The sequence below is a fragment of the Longimicrobiaceae bacterium genome (genome assembly GCA_036375715.1).
GTDB lineage: Bacteria > Gemmatimonadota > Gemmatimonadetes > Longimicrobiales > Longimicrobiaceae > DASVBS01.
The window spans coordinates 1-19,837 of the sequence record DASVBS010000031.1 but is presented as its reverse complement, the minus strand read 5'-3'; the positions used below and the strand labels follow the sequence as shown (position 1 = coordinate 19,837).

The 19,837-nt window shown below is 66.8% G+C and carries 14 protein-coding genes; 6 read left to right on the top strand and 8 right to left on the bottom strand.

The genetic code is table 11. The annotated features are described in order from the left end of the window. Nucleotides 1-264 precede the first annotated feature (264 nt). Nucleotides 265-648: a BlaI/MecI/CopY family transcriptional regulator gene (locus VF167_05475; GenBank protein HEX6924855.1), complete on the top strand. Its 384-nt coding sequence runs from the start codon at nucleotides 265-267 to the stop codon at nucleotides 646-648. Next, nucleotides 645-2,681, top strand: a complete 2,037-nt coding sequence (locus VF167_05470) for a M56 family metallopeptidase (protein ID HEX6924854.1) — start codon at nucleotides 645-647, stop codon at nucleotides 2,679-2,681. Before VF167_05475 ends, VF167_05470 begins: the two co-directional genes overlap by 4 nt. 111 nt (nucleotides 2,682-2,792) lie before the next feature. On the opposite strand, the gene gyrA is transcribed toward VF167_05470, so the two are convergent. From gyrA to VF167_05455, 3 genes are all read right to left on the bottom strand, one after another. Further along, a complete protein-coding gene (gyrA, locus tag VF167_05465) occupies nucleotides 2,793-5,318 on the bottom strand; it encodes a DNA gyrase subunit A (protein HEX6924853.1) in 2,526 nt (841 codons plus the stop codon). Nucleotides 5,319-5,612: 294 nt separating this feature from the next. Then, nucleotides 5,613-6,968 carry an amidohydrolase family protein gene (locus VF167_05460; GenBank protein ID HEX6924852.1) on the bottom strand — a complete coding sequence of 452 codons (1,356 nt, stop codon included), beginning with the start codon at nucleotides 6,966-6,968 and terminating at the stop codon, nucleotides 5,613-5,615. After that, nucleotides 6,961-8,355: an amidohydrolase gene (locus tag VF167_05455; GenBank protein ID HEX6924851.1), complete on the bottom strand. Its 1,395-nt coding sequence runs from the start codon at nucleotides 8,353-8,355 to the stop codon at nucleotides 6,961-6,963. Before VF167_05455 ends, VF167_05460 begins: the two co-directional genes overlap by 8 nt. A gap of 298 nt (nucleotides 8,356-8,653) precedes the next feature. On the opposite strand from VF167_05455, the gene VF167_05450 reads away from it, so the two are divergent. Continuing rightward, the gene (locus VF167_05450; protein HEX6924850.1) at nucleotides 8,654-9,274 is read left to right on the top strand and encodes a hypothetical protein; all 621 of its coding nucleotides are present in this window, start codon (nucleotides 8,654-8,656) and stop codon (nucleotides 9,272-9,274) included. Between the two features lie 160 nt (nucleotides 9,275-9,434). Here the strand turns inward: VF167_05450 and uvrA are convergent, their stop codons facing one another. Beyond that, nucleotides 9,435-12,275: an excinuclease ABC subunit UvrA gene (gene uvrA / locus VF167_05445; GenBank protein HEX6924849.1), complete on the bottom strand. Its 2,841-nt coding sequence runs from the start codon at nucleotides 12,273-12,275 to the stop codon at nucleotides 9,435-9,437. A gap of 181 nt (nucleotides 12,276-12,456) precedes the next feature. On the opposite strand from uvrA, the gene VF167_05440 reads away from it, so the two are divergent. Continuing rightward, on the top strand, nucleotides 12,457-13,752 hold the full coding sequence (locus tag VF167_05440) for a glycosyltransferase N-terminal domain-containing protein (GenBank protein ID HEX6924848.1): 1,296 nt from the start codon (nucleotides 12,457-12,459) through the stop codon (nucleotides 13,750-13,752). Nucleotides 13,753-13,838: 86 nt separating this feature from the next. Here the strand turns inward: VF167_05440 and VF167_05435 are convergent, their stop codons facing one another. Further along, a complete protein-coding gene (locus VF167_05435; protein ID HEX6924847.1) occupies nucleotides 13,839-14,555 on the bottom strand; it encodes an alpha/beta family hydrolase in 717 nt (238 codons plus the stop codon). Between the two features lie 101 nt (nucleotides 14,556-14,656). On the opposite strand from VF167_05435, the gene VF167_05430 reads away from it, so the two are divergent. Next, nucleotides 14,657-15,061 (top strand): immunoglobulin-like domain-containing protein, encoded by a 405-nt coding sequence (locus VF167_05430; GenBank protein ID HEX6924846.1) that lies wholly within the window; start codon nucleotides 14,657-14,659, stop codon nucleotides 15,059-15,061. Between the two features lie 100 nt (nucleotides 15,062-15,161). Here the strand turns inward: VF167_05430 and VF167_05425 are convergent, their stop codons facing one another. Then, complete coding sequence (locus VF167_05425; GenBank protein ID HEX6924845.1) at nucleotides 15,162-15,374, bottom strand: hypothetical protein; 213 nt, start codon at nucleotides 15,372-15,374, stop codon at nucleotides 15,162-15,164. Between the two features lie 104 nt (nucleotides 15,375-15,478). Next, the gene (gene ftsH, locus VF167_05420; protein ID HEX6924844.1) at nucleotides 15,479-17,380 is read right to left on the bottom strand and encodes an ATP-dependent zinc metalloprotease FtsH; all 1,902 of its coding nucleotides are present in this window, start codon (nucleotides 17,378-17,380) and stop codon (nucleotides 15,479-15,481) included. Between the two features lie 267 nt (nucleotides 17,381-17,647). Here ftsH and VF167_05415 point away from each other — a divergent pair, with 267 nt between their 5' ends. Beyond that, on the top strand, nucleotides 17,648-18,100 hold the full coding sequence (locus VF167_05415) for a hypothetical protein (GenBank protein ID HEX6924843.1): 453 nt from the start codon (nucleotides 17,648-17,650) through the stop codon (nucleotides 18,098-18,100). A gap of 109 nt (nucleotides 18,101-18,209) precedes the next feature. Here VF167_05415 and VF167_05410 read toward each other — a convergent pair whose 3' ends face one another. After that, complete coding sequence (locus VF167_05410; protein HEX6924842.1) at nucleotides 18,210-19,649, bottom strand: SusD/RagB family nutrient-binding outer membrane lipoprotein; 1,440 nt, start codon at nucleotides 19,647-19,649, stop codon at nucleotides 18,210-18,212. Nucleotides 19,650-19,837 lie beyond the last annotated feature (188 nt).

Here is a 19,837-nt window from a genome sequence, read left to right as displayed (position 1 = left end):
GCGGCGAGGTATGATGATCCCCTTCCGGGCAGGGACACTGCAGGGCTGCAAGCGTGGCAAGATTGGCGCCAGCGATCACCGTCCCTCATTGCCACCGGCCATGTGATGCGGGCTGTCGTCCTGCTCCTCCCCGGCCGCCGAGGCCGTGCCGTCCGAGGAACTCGCCAGTTCCCACCTATCGTTCTACTACGGGGAAACCCGTTGACAACTCTCTCAGGGGCAATTATCCTTGCTACGGGATGACCCGTAGATAGGAGCCGATGCATGAAGGGACCCCGTTTTACCGCACGCGAGCTGGACGTGATGAGCGTCCTCTGGCGGCAGGGCTCCGGCACGGTGGCGGAGGTGCGTGAGCAGCTCCCGGACGAGCTCGCCTACACCACCGTGCTGTGGGTGCTGCAGACGCTGGAGGAAAAGGGTTACGTCCGACACGAACGGGAAGGACGAGCACACCGCTACATCCCGCTGGTCGAACCCGAGGAAGCGGGCGCCACCGCGCTGAGCCGGATCGTGGACAAGGTCTTCCACGGATCCGCCGAGCAGCTCCTCGCCCAGTTGGTCACCGAGCGCAACCTGCCCGCGGAGGAGTTGCAGCGGATGCGCGACCTGCTGGATCGGCGTCTGGCAGAGGCAGGAGGTGAGGAATGATCACCTGGATGACCTACGCACTGATCGCCTCGGCGCTGCTCGCCGGGGCCGGCGTGGCGCTCGAGCAGGCTACCGGCCTGCTGCGGCGACCGCGCCGCTGGGGCTGGCTGGCGGTGATGCTGCTGGCGGTCGGCCTTCCGGTGCTCTTCCGTTTCCTACCAGCTGAGACGCCGCGCCCGTCGCGCACTGCCCCGATGGACCCTGCGCTACTGGCGGAGCTGTTGGCGCACGCCCAGGCAGGGCAGGCGGAAGTGGGCATTCTGGACCGCATCCTCCACGCCCCTGCCGCTGGTCCCATCCTCCTGACAGCCTGGCTGACTCTCACGGTCGCGATCGGGCTCACCCTCTGGGTTGCCTATCACCGGCTGCGACGCGTGCGCGCCTCCGGGGTGCCCGTGCAGATCGCGGGGTTCCCGGCCATCCTCACCGAATCCACCGGGCCGGTGGTGATCGGCGTGGGCAAGCCCGAGATCGTCCTGCCGCGCTGGATCGACCTGCTCTCGGAGGAGGAGCGCAAGCTGGTCGTCCGACACGAGTGGGAGCATATGTGCGCGGGTGATCCTCGCCTGTTGATGTTGGCTGCGATGCTGGTGGCCGCCATGCCGTGGAACCTCCCCCTCTGGTGGATGCGCACGCGGCTGCGGCAGGCTCTCGAGCTGGACTGCGACGCGCGCGTGCTCGCCAGCGGCGCCGACCGTCGTACCTACGGGACGATCCTGATCCAGACCGCCAGCCGCCCCGGTCCGGCTCCCTTACTCGCTCCCGCCCTGCTGGAGCCCCCCACCCTGCTCGAACGGAGGATTGTCGCCATGACTGGTCGCATTCCCGCGCATCGCCGCATGCGCATCGCCGTCGCCAGCGGGCTCGGCGCCCTGATGTTCATCGTCGCCTGCGAAATGACTCCGCGCGGCGGCACCCCGTCTCCCACCGAGCCGCAGCTCGCGGACGTGCTGGAGCCGGAAGCGCCGGGTGTGAGCGAGCGAGTGGTCATCCAGATGTCGGCCGACGATTCGGCCGGCGCGATCGCCCACAGCCTCTCGCCCGAGGGAGAGGTGACGGTCATCCGGGTGGGGCCGGACGGAGATACCACCGAGATCCGCGACATGAGGATCAAGGTATCCCCCCTCGACGAGCTCGCTCAGGATGGGCCACAGCCGCTGTACATAGTGGACGGGGAAAGGGTGGAATCGATCGAGCAGCTCGACCCGAGCCGCATCGTCTCGATCGACGTCCTGAAGGGCCCGCTCGCCCTCGAGCAGTTCGGCCCGGATGCAGAGAACGGCGTAGTCCAGATCCAGACCGGTGAGCCGGGTGGGACCGTGCAGCGGGAGTCGTCAGCGAGCGTTGAACGCGAACGAGCCCTTGAAATTGCGCGCGATGGCGTCGGAGTGCGCCTCGAAGACCGCGAGCCGGGCGAATCACGGCTCCAGATCTTCAACCCGGGCAACCCGGACGCCCAGCCGCTGGTGATCGTGGATGGGAAGAGGGGCGTCTCCCTCGACGAGCTGGATCCAGCGCGGATCGATCGCATCGAGGTCTTCAAGGGGAGCGAAGCGATAGAGCGTTATGGCCCCGAGGCGAAGGACGGGGTGATCATCGTGACCACGCGCTCCGTCGCGCGGGAGCGGGCGAGCGCAGCGACGCCTGTAGGTGTCCCGAATCGGGTCAACGCCGAAGCCATGATCGACCCGAATGGTGCTCCACGCCTTGCAGCGCCCCCTCTGGCGGTCCGGAAGGTTGCTCCCAGCGCGCAAGCGGTTGCTCCCACACCCGGGACGCCTCTGCGGGTGAAACCGGCGAGCGCCCCTGGCGAAGGTTACGGCGTGGGCGCCAACGCGCGTGCGGTGAAAGTAGCGGATGGCCAGGTAGCCAACCTGCCCCAAGCAATAGCTGTCCCGTCGGAGCAAGCACCTGACGCCACGGCTGCCCCGGCCGTCGCGAATGTACAGGCGATCGCCGCACAGCCGGGTCAGCCGGTCAAAATCGTCGAAGACGAGACGGTCTCGTCCGACGCCGAATCCGAAGCACGCTGATTCCCGAGCCCAGGACCCGGTACGCCGGGAGGGGCGCTCGCACACAAAGCGCAGGCGCGAAGGGCTTCCAGCTCCCTTCGCGCCTTTGATATTGCGATCCCGCTTCTCTTCCTACTCCTCCTCCTCGTCGCCAACCACCTCGATCGCCCCTCCGCTCACCGCTTCGAGGTCCCCTGCGGCGGCCGCTTCGGCGACCTCATCGAGCGCTTCCTCGCTGACCACGCAGGCGACATCCACCACCTGGTCGTTGGCGTCGAGATTGATCAGCCGCACCCCCTGGGTGTTTCTTCCGATCACGCGGATGCCGTTCACCGACTGCCGGTTCACGATCCCGTTGCGCGTGATCAGCATCAGCTCGTCGTCGGGCACCACCGGCTTGATCGCCACCACCAGGCCCGTCTTCGCCGTGGTCTTCACGTTGATGACGCCCTTCCCGCCGCGCCGCTGCAGCCGGTATTCCTCGATCTCGGAACGCTTGCCCATTCCGTTCTCAGTCACTACCAGCAGCGTGGTCCCCGCCTTCGCGACCACCATCCCCACTACTACATCGTCTCCCGTCAGGGTAATGCCGCGCACTCCGGTGGTGGCCCGACCCATCTCCCGCACATCGCTCTCGGAGAAACGGATCGCCAGGCCGCCGCGCGTGGCCAGAATGATCTCGTTGTTCCCGTTGGTGAGCTGCACGTCGATCAGCTCATCGGCCGGGGCGATGTTGATCGCGTTGATCCCCGTGACCCGCGGGTTGCCGTACGCGGACAGGACCGTCTTCTTCACCACCCCCTTACGGGTGGCGAACATCAGGTAGCGATCGCTGGAAAAGGACCGCACCGGGACCAGCGCCGCCAGCCGATCGCCGGGATCGATATTGATCAGGTTGACGATCGGCTTACCACGACTGGTCCGGCTCCCCTGCGGGATCTCGTAGACCTTGAGCCAGAAGCACTGGCCGTTGCGGGTGAAGAACAGCAGATAGTCGTGGGTGTTGGCCACGAAGATCTGCTCCACCCAGTCCTCTTCCTTGGTGCCCATCCCGGCCACACCGCGCCCGCCGCGGCCCTGCCTGCGGTAGGCATCCACCGGCATGCGCTTAATGTAGCCGGCGTGGGAGATGGTGATGACCATCTCCTCGTCGGCGATGAGGTCCTCGTACGAGAGCTCCCCGGTCTCGCCCAGGATCTCCGTACGCCGCTCATCGCCGTACTTGTCCGCCACCTCCTGCAGCTCGTCCTTGATGATCTGGTAGCGCCGCGCAGGGCTCTCCAGGATCCCCTTCAGCTCGGAAATCAGCCCCCGGACCTCTGCCAGCTCCGCCTCGAGCTGCTCGATCTCGAGGCCGGTAAGCTTGGCGAGGCGCATGTTGAGGATCGCGTCGGTCTGACGCTCGGTGAGCTGGAACCTCACCCGTAGACGCTCACCCGCCTCCTCCGTCGTCTCGGAGCCACGGATGATGGCGATCACCTCGTCGATGTTGTCGACGGCGATCTTCAAGCCCTCCAGGATGTGCTCGCGCTCCAGCGCCTTGTCGAGATCGAACTGGGTGCGCCGCACCACCACGTCATGCCGATGGTCGATGAAGTGCCTCAGCATGTCCTTCAGCGAGAGCACGCGCGGGACGCCGTTGACCAGCGCCAGCATGATCACGCCGAAGGTGGACTGCATCTGGGTGTGCTTGTAGAGCTGGTTCAGCACGATGTTCGGAATGGCATCGCGCTTCACCTCGATCACGATGCGCATCCCTTCGCGGTCGGACTCGTCGCGCAGGTCCGAGATGCCCTCGATCTTCTTGTCGCGGACCAGCTCGGCGATCTGGGTGATCAGCCGGGCCTTGTTGACCATGAAGGGGATCTCGGTGACGATGATCCGCTCGCGTCCGTCGTCCTGCTCCTCGATCGTCGCGCGCGCCCGCATGACCACCCGCCCGCGACCCGTCCTGTACGCCTCGTCGATCCCCTCGATTCCGTAGACGAAGCCGCCCGTGGGGAAATCGGGGCCGCGCACGAAGGCGCGGAGCTGCTCCACGGTGGCTTCGGGATTGTCGATGAGGAAGACGCAGGCGTCCACGATCTCCCGCAGGTTGTGCGGGGGGATGTTGGTGGCCATTCCGACGGCGATGCCGCTCGAACCGTTCACCAGGAGGTTCGGCAGGCGCGCGGGAAGGACCGTCGGCTCCTGCAGCCGGTCGTCGAAGTTGGGAGCGAAATCGACGGTGTTCTTGTCGATGTCCGCCAGCATCTCGCTCGCGATCGGGGCCAACCGCGCCTCGGTATACCGGTAGGCGGCAGCGAAATCGCCGTCGATCGAGCCGAAGTTCCCCTGGCCGGCCACCAGCGGATAGCGGAGGGAGAAGTCCTGGACCATCCGCACCATGGCGTCGTAGACCGCGGCATCGCCGTGCGGGTGGTACTTGCCCAGCACGTCACCCACCACCGTCGCGCTCTTCTTGAACGGGCGGTTCGGGGTCAATCCGCTCTCGTGCATCGCGAAGAGGATCCGCCGGTGCACCGGCTTCAGCCCATCGCGTACATCCGGCAGGGCACGTTGCACGATCACGCTCATCGAATAATCGATGAACGACTCGCGCATCTCGTCTTCGATCAGACGAGGAAGGATCTTCTGCTCGGGGGGTAGAGAGCTCATGAATGATCGGAAAATGGCGAATCCTCTCGGACCGGCGCCGTCGCCGGCATAACCAATATTTCTACCCCTCACGCGCGCGCGTGTTCGCGCGCGCAGCGCGCGCGAACGCGCAGTTACGAGTTACGAATTATGAATTATGAATGACTGACGGGTGCCGGCAGCAGACGACCGAGCACCATTTTACAATTTTGAATTCTGGATCTTGAATTGGGCTCGGCTGAAGTCTGCGGATCGCCCCCGTAATTCGTAATTCGTAATTCGAAATTCAAAAGCCAAAATTCAAAATTCCACCCCTCAGGGCCTATACGCCCTCTCCGGCCCCAGGTCGAGATATCGATCCCGCAGCTGGGTCTCCCGGCTCTCAAGCGGGATCTGCCGGCCGCGGATGATCAGGTGGGTGACGGAGGTGAGAAGCTCCAGCGGATCGCCGTCCCAGACGACGACGTTGGCGACTTTGCCGGGTTCGAGGGAGCCGTAGTCGGCTTCCAGCCCCCAGATCCGCGCGGGGTAGAGGGTGAGCGCGCGGAGGGCCTCGGCGTGGTCCATCCCATGGGCGACGGCGTTGCCCGCCTCCTGTCGCAGGGTGAACGCGCGGAAGGTATCGTCGGTGGTGATGGCGACAGTGACGCCGGCGCGGGAGAGCCGGGCGGCGTTCTCGTAGGTTGCGCCCAGCTTCTCGAAGCTCTCGGGGAGATTCTGCAGGACCTTGACGATGACCGGCACGTTGGCGGCCGCGAGCTCGTCCGCGACCATCCAGGCTTCGGTCCCGCCGTAAATGATCGGACGAAATTTGTACTCCTCGGCAAGCCGTAGGACGGTGCGGATGTCGCTCGCGCGGTGCGCCTCGATCACCAGGGGGATCTCCCCCGCGAGCACGGGCTGCAGCGCTTCGAGGTCGAGGCGATCGACCGCCAGTTCCCGGAAGGCTCCTCCCTCGAAGCGCTCCCGGTTCTCGCCGTACGCCCGTGCGTCCTCCAGCACCTCGCGGAAGTGCATGACGGTCTCGCCTCGCCCACCCTCCACCGCGCTACGGGCCGTCTCTCCCAGGCTCGCGAACATGGCGGCGGGTGCCCGCACAACCATGTCCTCACGTCGCTCGCCGGCCAGATCGATGACGGCACCCTGGCCGGAGAATAGCCCGCCGTCCGGGCGTGCCATCACCGTCGTGACGCCACCGGAGCGCGTCACCGGGATCACCATGGATTGAGGGTTGAGCCCGTCCTCCACGCGGAACGCGGCGTCCACGAGGTCCTCCTGGTCCGCGCCGCGCGAGTCGTCGCTCTCCTCCACCGCCTCGATCTCCACCACCCCCACGTGGGTGCCGGAGTCGAAGAGCCCCGGGGTGACGATCCGATCCGTGGCGTCGATGCGCACAGCGTCGGCCGGGACAGCCACGTTTGTCCCCACCTCCGCGATCCTGCCATCGCGGATGAGCACGGTGGCATTCGGCAGCGGCGGACCAGTCATGGTGTGCACCGTCCCACCCTCGATCGCGATGACCTGCGCCTGCAGCGGATGAGCCGGCAGCCCGGCGAACACCACCGCTACGGTGGCCCCAGCGAGCACGGCGACGAGGTCAAGCCGGCGCAATCCCCTGGACGGACGCAAACCTTCGTATCCGGGCCCCGGCCTGGGAGACATGTCAGTCATCACTCCTCCCGGACGGCAGTCCGAGCTCGAAGTCGGTACGCGGCTGTCGCGCCGGATCCAGGCGATCGTACACGACCGCGCCGTCGATGAGCACCTGGTCGGCCCGAGCGTAGACGCTGAACGGGTGCGCGGACCAGATCACCACGTCCGCCCGCTTGCCCGGCTCGAGCGTGCCCACCTCTTCCTCGATCCCCAGGGCCCACGCCGCGTTGGCCGTGATCCAGCGCAGCGCCTCGTCGTCCGAGATCTCGATTCCCACCTCCCGACCAGCGCGCAGCGCCTTCGCCGCTTCCTGGTTCAGACGCTGGATCCCGATCGGATCATCCGAGTGCACGATCGCCCGCACGCCCGCCTGGTGAACCAGGGCGATGTTCGCTCGGGTGAAGTCCATCGCTTCCATCTTGAACCCCCACCAGTCCGCCCAGAGCGAGGCCGCGATCCCTTCCCTGGCCAGCAGGTCGCGGATCTTGTAGGCCTCCACCGCGTGGTGGAAGGAGCGGATCTTGTAGCCGAACTCGTGGGCGACGTCGATCATCCAGGCCATTTCGTCGGCCCGGTAGCAATGGTTGTGAACGAGGATGTCGCCTCGCAGAACACCGACGAGAGTCTCCAGCTCCAGATCGCGCGTCGGCATGGATCCTGGCGAGCGGGAGCCACGGTTCCAGGCATCCCAGCGGCGCTGGTACTCCTGGGCACGGATCCACGCCGCACGTACCGCGGCGATGTTGCCCATCCGCGTCGCGGGCGAGCGCCCGTTATCGCCATAGACCCGCTTGGGGTTCTCTCCACAGGCCATCTTCAGGCCGTACGGGGCGCCCGGGAACTTCATCTCCTGCACGGTGCGCGCGGGTACGTTACGGAGGGTGACGCTGCGCCCGCCGAAGAGGTTCGCCGAGCCGGGCAGGATCTGCAGCGTGGTGATTCCACCTTCCAGCGCGCGGATGAAGCCGGGATCCTGCGGCCATACGGAATGCTCCACCCACACCTCGGCGGTGTTCGGATCGGTGGCTTCGTTGCCGTCGGCTAGCGCATCGACCGCGGGACTCGGATATGCCCCGAGGTGTGAATGGGTATCGATGAGGCCGGGGGTGACAAATCGGCCGGTCGCATCGATCACGGTCGCGCCCGCCGGCGCCTGGAGATCAGTAGCCACGGCGCTGATGCGCCCGTTCTCGATCAGGACCGAGCCGCCCTCGATGACCTCGCCCGCGGCGGTCATCACGGTGCCGCCTCGGATCAACGTGGGGCCCGACGGGAGTGGGGAGTAGGTGCTGGGGTAGGGATCGGCGGCCGCGCCGGGAACGGGTGCAGCGGCTTCGGAGGGAGTACGGCCCCTGCCGGCGCAACCGGTTGCCACCAGCAGGAGAATCACGGCGGCAGATCGCATCGTGCTCGCGGCCTGGAATTGCTGGAGCCAGGCGTAGATCCCCCACCCGGCGGTCGCGCCAACCTAGCCGCGCCGCGATTCGGGCGTCAAGCCGACCCGCGCGGGACTACCCGCCCCAGCGTCCCCCACGGGCCGCGCGGCGCGTCATCAGAGGTGGACACCCGCGACTCTTTTGCGAAACGCCTGCTTCCGCGAAAACCTTGGTAAAGCCTGCATTCCTGCGCGCTGTAGCGTTCGGCACCGGCGTTGCCTCGTGCTCGGGGCGAGTGGACGAATCCCGAGCAAGGAAGCAGGCACCATGATCCACAAGCATCAGCTCAGGACAGCTCTCGCGATCGCGGCCTTCTCCTTCGTGGCGGTCTCCCCGGCGCTGGCGCAGGGGAAGGGAGAAGGAAACGGCAGGGGGAAGAATCGGCCGGCGAGCGTCCAGGCCGAGCGCGGTCGTCCGACCCTGCAGCGGCGGATTGATCGAGACGACACCCGACGACCTCGATACGAGGACCGCAGCCGCGACCGTTACGACGATCGCCGGGATCGCGATGATCGCGACAGTCGTGACCGCTACGACAATCGACGTCGCCGGCCCCAGGCCACCTGGGAGGACATCCTGTTCGGGCGGGACGAGCACGGTCGAACCAGGGTGCCGCCGGGGTGGTGCAGGGGTCGCGGCAACCCTCACAACACGCCTGAGAACTGCGGCTACTCCAATCGGCGGTACGACTGGGACTATCGCGATCGCTACGGCGGCTATGGCTCCTACGCCGAGGCGCACCGCGCCTTCCATCGGGCGCTCGATCGTGAATACGCCGCCCGCGCCGAACGGCACCGCAACGACCCGTTCTACCTGATTCGCCTGCGCGCGGAGAAGGCTGCGGATCACGCGCAGTGGCACGAGCGAACCGGGACGAGACACTCGTAGCGAGCTCGCTCCCGGAGTTCGGGAAATCGCGAGCGCAGCCGACCGACCTCGGCTGCGCTCGCGCTCCTATGTAGCCTCCGCTTGTAGTCTTCAGACCGAACGATCGACCTACCTCGCCGTCCGCGGTCGGTCGATCAGCTCCGCCCGGACGCGCGTGCCATCATCCCCTTCCCGCCCCCGCCGGCTCGCCGCGCAACACCCGCTGAAGGTAGGCGCCCGTCAGACTCCCCTCCGTCTCGGCCACCTCCTCGGGCGGACCCATGGCCACCACCCTCCCGCCTTCCGGTCCCGCACCCGGGCCGAGATCGATGATCCAGTCAGCCGTCTTGATCACGTCGAGGTTGTGCTCGATGAGAACGACCGTGTGACCGGCATCCACCAGGTCGGAAAGAACCCTCAGAAGCTGCCGGATGTCGTCCGGGTGCAGACCGGTCGTCGGCTCGTCGAGCAGGTAGAGCTTGCGCCCGCTACGCCGCGCGCCGAGCGCCAACTCGCGCGCGATCTTGATGCGCTGTGCCTCGCCACCCGAGAGGGTCGGCGCGGGCTGCCCCAGCCGGAGGTATCCCAGCCCCACCTGCTGCAGGTGCCAGAGCGCCTGGCCAAGCCGATCCTCGTGCAGGAAGAAGCGAATCGCCTCGTCGACTGTCAGATCCAGCACCTCAGCAATGTTCTTCCCGCGATAGCGCACTTCGAGGATCTCGGGCTTGAAGCGCTTGCCGCCGCAGATCTCGCAGGGGACGTATACGTCGGCCATGAAGACCATCTCCACCTGCACCGTCCCCTCGCCTTTGCATGCCTCGCAACGGCCGCCGGCCACGTTGAAGGAGAAGCTGCCGGCGGTGTATCCCCGTGCACGCGACTCCGGCAGGTTCGCGAAGATCCTGCGCAGCTCGTCGTACGCCTTGATGTAGGTCACCGGATTGGATCGGGAACTGCGACCGATTGGTGATTGGTCCACCCGCACGACCTCGCGGAACCGCGACGCACCGGAAAGCTCACGGTACGCCCCCACCGTCTCGCCAAGGTGCCGCTTGGCGCTGGTCTCCCCTCCCGAGAGCTCGCGCTCGAGGGCGCGGTAGAGCACGTCGTGTACGAGGGTCGACTTCCCCGAACCGGAGACCCCGGTGACCACGGTCATCGCCCGGAACGGGATCTCCACGGTCACATCCTTCAGGTTGTGCTCCGTGGCGCCGACGAGCCGAAGCCGCGGTCCGTTCACCGGCCTGCGCTTTTCGGGAACGGGAATCTCCTCGACGCCCGAGAGATAGCGGCCGGTCAGAGTGTCGGCACGCTGCATCTCTTCGAGCGAGCCCTGGAAAACGATCTCGCCGCCGCGCTCGCCGCTGCCGGGTCCCAGCTCCACCAGATAGTCCGCCATCCGCATCGCGTCGGGATCGTGCTCCACCACCAGCACGCTGTTGCCGCTGTCGCGAAGACGTGCGAGCAGGGCGAGCAGGCGCTCGTTGTCGGCCGGGTGAAGCCCGATGGTGGGCTCGTCCAGGACGTAGAGGGTGTCCACCAGGCGGCTTCCCAGCGCGTTCGCCAGAGAGATCCGCTGCGCCTCTCCCCCGGAGAGGGTCCGGGTCTGCCGGTCGAGGGTCAGGTAGCCAAGACCGACGTCGGCCAGGAAGCCCACCCGCGAGCGGAGCTCCCGGTAGAGTGCATCGGGGACGGGGATCGCGGTCGGGGCTTCCTGCCCATCCACCAGCGGCTGGTCGGGCTGCAGCCGCTCGATCCAGGTGCGCAGCTCGCTGATCGGCATCTGCGCAACCTCGGAGATGGATTGCCCGGCGACCTTCACCCATAGTGCTTCGCGGCGCAGCTTCGTCCCGTTGCAGACGGGGCATGGCAGCGCGCTCTGGTACTGGCGCAGGAAGACCCGGATGTACTGCTTGTAGCGCTTCTCCTCGAGTGCGGTGAGGAAAGGGATCACTCCCTGGAATCCTGGCGCCCCGTAGATAACCGCATGACGGAAGCTCTCCGGAAGCGTGGCCCAGGGCGCATCCAGCGAAACCCCTTCCCTTCGAGCGAACTCGGCCAGTCGCGCGCGGCGTGGCTCGTACCGCGGCTTCGACCAGGGGTCGACCGCCCCCTCGCGCAGGCTGCGAGACTCGTTCGGGACGATCAGCTCCGGGTCGTAGGTGAGGACCGCGCCGAAACCCGTGCACTCCGGGCAGGAGCCATAGGGGTTGTTGAAGGAGAAGAGCTGCGGCGTGGGAGTAGCGAAGGCGATTTCCGGGTGCTCGGGACAGCGAAAGCTCTCGGTGAAGCGCAGCCGCTCTCCACCCACCGGAACGACCACCGCCTCCCCTTCCCCCTCGGAAAAGGCCGTCTGAAGGGAGTCAGCAAGCCGCGACGGATCTTCCAGCGGAAGCCGCAGGCGGTCTACGACCACCAGCAGCTCGGCTGGCTGGGTGAGATCCTCCCCCTCGTCGAGCTCCTCCAGGTGCACCTCGCGCTTATCCGCCAGCACGCGGACGAAGCCCAACGCCCGCAGGTTGTCGACGACCAGCTTGTGGGTCACCCGCGCCGAACGCGGCAGAGGAAAGGTGACCATCACCCGCGTCCCGTCGGGCAGCGCGAGAACCCTGTCGGTTGCGCTCTGCACCGTATCGGGGCGCACGTCCCGCCCACACTCTGGACAGCGGGTGCGCCCGGTGCGCGCCCAGAGAAGCCGCAGGTAGTCGTAGACCTCGGTGGCGGTACCTACGGTGGAACGACTGGTCTTGGTCGGGTTACGCTGCTCGATCGCGACCGCGGGTGAGATCCCATCCACCCTGTCCACGTCCGGCTTCTCCATCCGGTCGAGGAACTGCTTGGCGTACGTAGAGAGCGACTCGACGTAGCGACGCTGTCCCTCGGCATAGATGGTGTCGAAGGCCAGGGAGCTCTTCCCCGACCCCGACGGACCGGTCACCACCACGAACGCCCGTCGAGGCAGATCGAGGTCGAGGTTCTTCAGGTTGTGCTGGCGTGCGCCGCGAACGGAGATGAAATTCAAGAGGAAGAAAGAGTAAGCAGAATCTCAGAATATCGGTTGCTGATCCCAGGTCGAGCGAGATGACAGAATCAGGAGCTAGCTGCGAGAAGCTAGAAGCCAGAATACGCTGCACGCGACTCCGGCCGTGGCGGCGTTATCGCCCGAATCCCACTCTAGCTTCTAGCTCCTAGCTTCTCATCTCATGCCCTCATCGCTCACGGAATCAATATACACCCTCGCTCTGCGCGCGCTCCGACCCGGGCTGCCGCTGCTCGCCAAGGGGCAGGGGAAGCTTGCCCGCGGCATCCGCGGGCGACAGGGGGTGTTGCAGCGCATGGAGCAGTGGAGCGCGAAGCAACGGAACCCCGAACGTCCTCTGCTGTGGTTTCACGCTCCCAGCGTGGGCGAAGGGTTGCAGGCGCGAGCGGTCATTGAGGCGGTGCGCGAGCGTCGGCCGGAGGTGCAGATCGTCTACACCTTCTTCTCGCCCTCGGCGGAGCGCTTCGCGCAGAGCGTTCCCGCCGACTTCACCGACTATCTACCGTTCGACCTGCCCGGACCGTCCGCCCGCGCGATCGACCTGCTCCGCCCGCGGCTGATGGCCTTCTCCAAGACGGATGTCTGGCCCAACCTCACCCTCGCGGCGGAGCGGCGAGGGATTCCGATGGTGCTGTTGAGCGCCACCCTGCCCGCCAGCTCTTCGCGGGTGGGACCGATGGCCCGCCTGCTGCTCGGACCGGCCTACCGCCGCCTTGCCCGGGTGGCGGCGATCTCGGAGGCCGACGCTTCCCGCTTCGAAGCCTTCGGCGTGCCCGAGGAGCGCCGCTCGGTGATGGGTGATGCTCGCTTCGACCAGGTGCTCGCCCGGACGGTGACCGCGCGCGAGTCTCGCTGGCCGGCGCTGCTGGGCTCCGATGACCACCTCGTCCTGGTGGCGGGCTCCACCTGGCCCCCGGATGAGGACGTGCTCCTCCCTGCCCTGCGCGACGCGCGGGGCGGGGCACCGCCGGTCCGGGTGATCCTCGTTCCGCACGAGCCCACCGAACAGCACCTCGAGCGCAGCGCCGCGCAGCTGGAGCGCCTGGGACTCACACATCAACGCCTGGCCGAAGTTGAGCGCGACCGCGTAACCAGCGAAGTCGTGCTCGTCGATCGCGTCGGGGTGCTCGGGGACCTGTATGCGGTTGCGGACCTGGCGTACGTGGGCGGGGGATGGGGATCGGCCGGCCTGCACTCGGTGCTCGAGCCGGCGGCGTTCGGGGTGCCCGTCCTTTTCGGCCCGCGTCACGCCAACGCCCGCGAGGCGGGCGAGCTGGTCCGTCAGGGGGGTGCGTTTTCGGTGGCGAGCGCCTCCGAGCTGGGCGACCGGCTGGCGTCTCTCCTCCGTGACGAAGCGTTGCGTCAGCGGATGGGCGCCGCGGCGGCGGCCTACGTGGAAGCAGGGCGCGGAGCGGCCGTCCGCGGAGCCGAATGCGTCATCGCCGAGGCATGGCTCTAGAACCCTCTTCCGATTTCACCGCATTACGCGGCCGAAACAGGGCAGTCGAGCCGAGGGCAGCGGAACGTCCTTTCCCCAGCGGGCCTTTACTTCCCCGGACTGGCTGACGCCGCCCCGCGCCGATCCGGAGGGGTGACCAGGTGGGTGCGGAACCAGTCGATCGCCAGCCGCGCCACCTCGTCCAGCGCACCGGGCTCCTCGAAGAGGTGGCTCGCCCCCGGCACGATCTCCAGGCGCACCTCGGCCTGCGTCATCTTCGCCATGGCCTCCCGGTTCAGGTCGATCACGACCGTGTCGAGGCCACCCACGATGAGCAGGGTGGGCGCACGCACCCTTCCGAGCGCCTCTCCCGCGAGATCGGGCCGACCCCCGCGGGATACCACCGCCTCCACGCGCACCGGCAGCTCCGTCGCGGCGACCAGCGCGGCAGCCCCGCCCGTGCTGGCGCCGAAATAACCAACCGGCAGCGCCTGTGTGGCGTGGTAGCGACCGACCCATCCCGTCGCCCCTGCGAGCCGCTCCGCCAGCAGCGGGATGTCGAAGCGATGCTGACGGGTGTGCGCGTCCACCTGCTCCTCCGCCTCCGTGAGCAGATCCATCAACAGCGTGGCGAACCCGGCCTGCTGGAGTTGTCGGGCAACGCGTCGGTTGCGCGGACTGTGCCGGCTGCTGCCACTGCCATGGGCAAACAGAACGATCCCGGAGGCGTGCTCCGGCACCACCAGGTTCGCGGCTAGCTCGACCCCCGCTGCGGGAATGTGGATCTCCCGCTCTTCACCCGTCGGCCCGGAACCGGCGTGCATGGCTCCCTCCTTTCCGCGGCCCGCTCCGTCGGCGCGATTGATGCCGGAGCGCCGAACGCTGGCAATTGCTGCAACATCCGTACGTCACAGGGAGGCCCTTGATGCGAACGATGCTGGCGATGTGCACCGTACTCACCCTCGCCGCGTGCGGGCAGGGGATGCAGGCGGGAGAAGCAAGCGACATCACTCTGTCGGTGGAACCGACGAGCGCCGCGCCCGGCGATTCGGTGGAGCTCGTGCTGCGCAACAACTCGTCCAGCGATGTGGGATACAACCTCTGCTCCAGCGGGCTCGAGCGGCGGGTCGAGTCGGGCTGGGAGCAGGTCCCCTCCGATCGCCTCTGCACGATGGAGCTTCGTACCCTGCCCCCCGGCGACGAAGCTCGCTACACGCTCCAGCTCCCGGCGGATCTTGCCCCGGGGGAATACCAGGCTATCACCAACGCCGGCCCGGTGGACGGTGGAGGGGGGCCAATCCGTAGCGGAAGCTTCCAGGTTACCCCATAGCCCACATACATCCCGCAAACACAAGGGCGCCCGGTGCGGGCGCCCTTGGTATCTTCTCGCACCTACGGCCAGCACCTCAGCTGACCATTTCGGTGGCCTCTCAGCCGGCTGCTTCGTGTCCCCCCTCTTCCTTCCGCGCCGGCGCGGCCCGCATTCTCTCGTCCTCGTCGAGGTCGCGCGCACCCTCCGCCTGGGGTGGATCGTCCAGCTCGGCGAGGTCCATCCCCGCTTCCTCTTCCGGAGTGATCAACCGCTCCGGCTCGGGTGCATCCTGCTCGGCCGCCGTGAGCGGGCTCTTGTGCAGGTCTCTCATGGAGATCGCTCCTCCTCGGGTGGGCTCGTCACCCCGGACGCCGCGGACGCCCGGCGTGCTCACCCTGTTTCGATGCATTCCCCGGTCCAGCGGGTGCGGCCGGGTCAGCCGGGTACGCGATCTTCGCTCGCGCCCCCCACCGGCTCGATTGCAGGGGGAACGACCACGTTGTCCTCGTCTTCGCGCCTGCGCGGCGGCAAACCCATGATCTCGCGCAGCTCCGCCTCATCCACCACCTCCTTCTCGAGCAGTCGCTGCGCAAGCACTTCCAGCACGTCGCGATCCGCGAGCAGGATCTCTCGCACGCGGGCGTAGGTCCCCTCGACGATTCCCTGCACTTCCTGGTCGATCTCGCGAGCGGTCTCCTCGGAATAGTTCCGCCCATCCGACGGCACCCCGTCCGCTCCGGGGAGGAACTGCCCGCGCGCCGGCCCTCGATAGTTGATCGGCCCGAGCTCGCGTGACATGCCGTACTCCATCACCATGCGGCGAGCCAGGTCGGACACCCGCTCGAGATCGTTTCCGGCCCCGGTGGAGATCTCGTCGAAGACGATCTCCTCGGCCACCCTCCCGCCCAGGAGCACGGCAATCCGGTCCATCAGCTCCTGCTTGGTGAGAAGGTACCGATCCTCCGTGGGGAGCTGCTGCGTGTAGCCGAGGGCAGCGACCCCGCGCGGAATGATAGAGATCTTGTGCACCGGGTCCGCGGTGGGCACGCGCTCCGCCACGATCGCGTGCCCCGCCTCGTGGTAGGCAACGATCTTCCGCTCGCGCGAATTGATCAGCCGGTTCTTCTTCTCCAGCCCGGCAATGATCCGGTCGATGGCGTCGTCGATCTCCTCCATCCCGACCGCCTCCTTATTGCGGCGGGCGGTGAGCAGCGCTGCCTCGTTCAGCAGGTTGGCGAGATCGGCGCCCACGAAGCCGGGAGTCCGACGCGCTACGCGCTCCAGGTCGACGTCGGGGCCGAGGACGATGCCCTCTGCATGGATCTTCAGGATGGCGAGGCGGCCCGCCAGGTCTGGACGGTCCACCAGCACCTGCCGATCGAAGCGTCCGGGGCGGAGGAGCGCGGGATCGAGGATTTCGGGGCGGTTGGTGGCGGCCATGATGATGACCCCGATGCGCGGGTCGAAGCCGTCCATCTCCACCAGGAGCTGATTCAGCGTCTGCTCGCGCTCGTCGTGGCCACCGATCAACCCACCCGCGCCGCGCGCCTTCCCCAGCGCGTCGAGCTCGTCGATGAAGATGATGCAGGGAGCTTGCGCCTTCGCCTGCGCGAACAGGTCGCGCACCCGCGCCGCTCCGACCCCCACGAACATCTCCACAAACTCGGCGCCGGAGATGGAAAAGAAGGTCACCCCCGCCTCTCCCGCCACCGCTCGCGCCAGCAGGGTCTTTCCCGTCCCCGGAGGGCCGACCAGGAGCACCCCTTTCGGGATCTTGGCACCGAGCCGGCTGAATTTCTCGGGATTCTTCAGGTACTCGACGATCTCGACCAGCTCCAGTTTTGCCTCATCCACCCCAGCCACGTCGTCGAAGGTGACCCCGGTGCCCTCCTCGCCCAGAATTCTCGCCCGGCTCTTGCCGACAGTGAGCACGCCCTGGGTGGGGTTCATGCGCCGCAGCATCCAGAACCAGAAGGCGGCGAAGAGAAGGAGGGGGATGATCCAGCCCAGCGCTCGGGTCAGCCACCCGGCAGTGACGCCGGTATAGTCGATCCCGGCCTCCTCGAGAAGCGGAACCAAACTCTCGTCGGGAACCACGCGCGTGGCGACCCAGGCGCGCACCCCGTCCGCCTGCTGGATAGAATCGACGGGAACCGCCTCGATTACCTCCTGGCCGAGGCGTACCGCCTGCACCTGCCCGTTGGCGATCCGCTGCTTGATCTCGCTGTAGGGGAGCTGCTCCGTGCCCTGGCGTCCTACGAGAAACTGGATGCCGAAGATGAGGATGAACGCGAGGATGAAGTAGCCGAGGGAGAAGCGTGTCCGGCGGTCGTCCATGGGGCCACCGGGCGCACGGCTCTGGCGGCGGTCGGACGGACCCCGGCGCCGCTCACTACGGGTTGCATCTGAGTCGGTCATGTCGCGCACGGCGGGCAAGGTTCGAGCCAGGGTGGCCCCGCGGAATACCCTCGACGGGCTGAGTTCCCGGGGCGGTCCATCCACTAACGGCTACCCCGCAACGGCTCACCAGATCGTTGACGCGGCCCGGGGTGTGCAGCATAAATGCAGGTGCTTCCGGTACGCCCTTCGCCCCCTGGAGGTCCCATGTTCCCCTCCCGCGTCTGGCTGGCGGCTGCAGTACTCATCCTCACCGGCTGTGCTGGAGCCAATCGCCACAGTTCCAACGGCGGTCCGGACGTAGGCCATTCCTCGGTCAGTCGCATCGTCATTCGCGTGAGCGAGATGACCTCCCCGGTCAATCTCGTGACCCTGATCCAGTCACGGGTGTCCAACCTGGAGGTCCGCCGGGTCGGCGCCTGTCCCGAGCTGGAGTTTCGTGGTCGGAACAGCGTGATGCTACCCACGCCACCCATGGTGTACGTGAACGGTCAGAGGACTGTTAACACCTGCGTGCTGGATCTGCTCGACCCCAAAGACATCTCGCTCGTCGAGATCTACCCCATGGGTGTGACCAATCGTCCGGGCTACTACGCCACCGCGGGCGGCCTGATTCTGGTCTTCATGAAGGACGGATCGGAGGAGGAAGAAACGGGCTGACCATCCGCAGCGCGGCTGTTCTGAACCGCTGGAAAGTACCAAGGAAGTACCAAGGGGGGCCCCGATTCGGAGCCCCCCTTGGTCGTTTACCACTGTTGATCGATCCCCTCTACTGCTGCATGAACCAGACGGGATCGGTAAACGTCACATTCTCGTACGGAGCGAAGTTCTCCGCGTTGTACAGACCCTCGTCCGCCGGGTACGGCAGACGTGCAGGGAAGGCACCGGTCACGTTGGCAAAGGCGAGCTGAAGCTGTGGATACCCGGTGCGCCGGACCTCCGTAAATGCCTCCGGACCGGCCAGATAGAGCGCGATCCACTTCTGCACGCCGATGCTGGGCAGGCCGTTGTAAGCCACCTTCGGCTGCGCCAGGTAGGCGTCGATCTCAGTCTGCGCAACGCCGTACTGCTGCATCGAGGCTTCGATCCCCTGGCGGTACAGGGTGGCCGGATCGTCGGCGATCCAGCCCAGCGCGGCAGCTTCGGCTCCGAGGAAGAGCATCTCGGAGTACGACATCAGCACCGACGGTGTGGTGGGCTGGATGAAGTACGAACCGATCCAGGAGAAGTGGTCCACCGTACCTCCCGCCTGCGCCGGCGTGCGGCCGTTCTGCAGACCGCGGTACGCTCCGTCCGTCTTGGCCGGATCGGCGAAGATCGGGAGGCGCGGGTCGCTCAGCGACTTCAGCGTGTCGACAAGGGTGGCGCTGACACGGAAGTCGCCAGTGCGGCCTCCGATCACGATCTGCTCGTAGATTGGATTCTGGGCCGGTGGCGTCCCCGCCCAGTCGAGATCGGCGTTGTCGGAGTTGTCGTCGAACTTGTCGGCCGCCCAGGCTGCGGCGAAGGCCGCGCGCCCCGTCTCGGCGAGCTCCGTGTTGGCGAGGCGGATCGCGACGCGGAGCCGCAGCGCGTTCGCGAACTCCACCCACTGCTGCAGGTTGCCGTCGTAGATCAGATCTCCGGTGGCAAAGGTGGCGCTAGCCCCCGGATTGATCTGACTCGCCGCCGTTTCGAGACGCGTAAGCAGATCGGTGTAGATCTCCGCCTGCGGCGTGAAGGCTGGCTTCGGGAACTCTTCCAGGTTCAGCGCCTCGAAGTAGGGTACGTCCCCGAACATGTCGGTGAGGAACAGGAAGCCGTACACCTGCATGATTTCCGCGACGGCGAGCAGGTTCTGATCCCCACTCTCCTGCGCGAGCTCCTTCGTCCGCTGGAGATCCTGAAGCGCCCCCGCGTACATCTCCTCCCAGATGTTCTCGTTCACGCCTTCACGAGGGCTGTAGCGATCCTCGTCGTTGTAGGCGGACTGGGCGACGTGCTGCGGCCAGAGGGACGTATGGTAGAGTGTGGTCCACTCGCCAAACACCCCGCGGCCGCCTGCGTTGGCAACGACATCCCAGATCCCGCTCGAGAGGACCGTCTCGACCGGGACGTCCTCGGGGTTGTTCGGGTTCCGGTTGATGTCCGCCAGGCCGTCGTCGCACGCGCCGGCTGCAATCGCCAGCGCCAGCACGGGTACGGCCGTGAACAGTTTATTTCGACGCATATGAATATCCTTTCGAGTCGCGGCTACGGCCGCACGCTGACGGTGAAGCCGATGCTCCGCGGGGTGGGCATCTGGCCGTACTCGAAGCCCTGTACGTTGCTCGCCTCGTTCGAGGTCTCCGGATCGATGTGCCGGTTCTCGGACGGGGTCCACAGCCAGAGGTTGCGCCCGATCAGGGAGATCTGCAT

What these genes read in the sequence shown, in the direction of transcription:
- VF167_05450 (HEX6924850.1), top strand. Translation starts at nt 8,654, where the DNA reads ATGATCCACAAGCATCAGCTCAGGACAGCTCTCGCGATCGCGGCCTTC.
- ftsH (HEX6924844.1), bottom strand. Translation starts at nt 17,380, where the DNA reads ATGGACGACCGCCGGACACGCTTCTCCCTCGGCTACTTCATCCTCGCG.
- VF167_05455 (HEX6924851.1), bottom strand. Translation starts at nt 8,355, where the DNA reads ATGCGATCTGCCGCCGTGATTCTCCTGCTGGTGGCAACCGGTTGCGCC.
- VF167_05415 (HEX6924843.1), top strand. Translation starts at nt 17,648, where the DNA reads ATGTTCCCCTCCCGCGTCTGGCTGGCGGCTGCAGTACTCATCCTCACC.
- VF167_05470 (HEX6924854.1), top strand. Translation starts at nt 645, where the DNA reads ATGATCACCTGGATGACCTACGCACTGATCGCCTCGGCGCTGCTCGCC.
- gyrA (HEX6924853.1), bottom strand. Translation starts at nt 5,318, where the DNA reads ATGAGCTCTCTACCCCCCGAGCAGAAGATCCTTCCTCGTCTGATCGAA.
- VF167_05410 (HEX6924842.1), bottom strand. Translation starts at nt 19,649, where the DNA reads ATGCGTCGAAATAAACTGTTCACGGCCGTACCCGTGCTGGCGCTGGCG.
- VF167_05440 (HEX6924848.1), top strand. Translation starts at nt 12,457, where the DNA reads ATGCCCTCATCGCTCACGGAATCAATATACACCCTCGCTCTGCGCGCG.
- VF167_05475 (HEX6924855.1), top strand. Translation starts at nt 265, where the DNA reads ATGAAGGGACCCCGTTTTACCGCACGCGAGCTGGACGTGATGAGCGTC.
- VF167_05435 (HEX6924847.1), bottom strand. Translation starts at nt 14,555, where the DNA reads ATGCACGCCGGTTCCGGGCCGACGGGTGAAGAGCGGGAGATCCACATT.
- VF167_05425 (HEX6924845.1), bottom strand. Translation starts at nt 15,374, where the DNA reads ATGAGAGACCTGCACAAGAGCCCGCTCACGGCGGCCGAGCAGGATGCA.
- VF167_05430 (HEX6924846.1), top strand. Translation starts at nt 14,657, where the DNA reads ATGCGAACGATGCTGGCGATGTGCACCGTACTCACCCTCGCCGCGTGC.
- VF167_05460 (HEX6924852.1), bottom strand. Translation starts at nt 6,968, where the DNA reads ATGACTGACATGTCTCCCAGGCCGGGGCCCGGATACGAAGGTTTGCGT.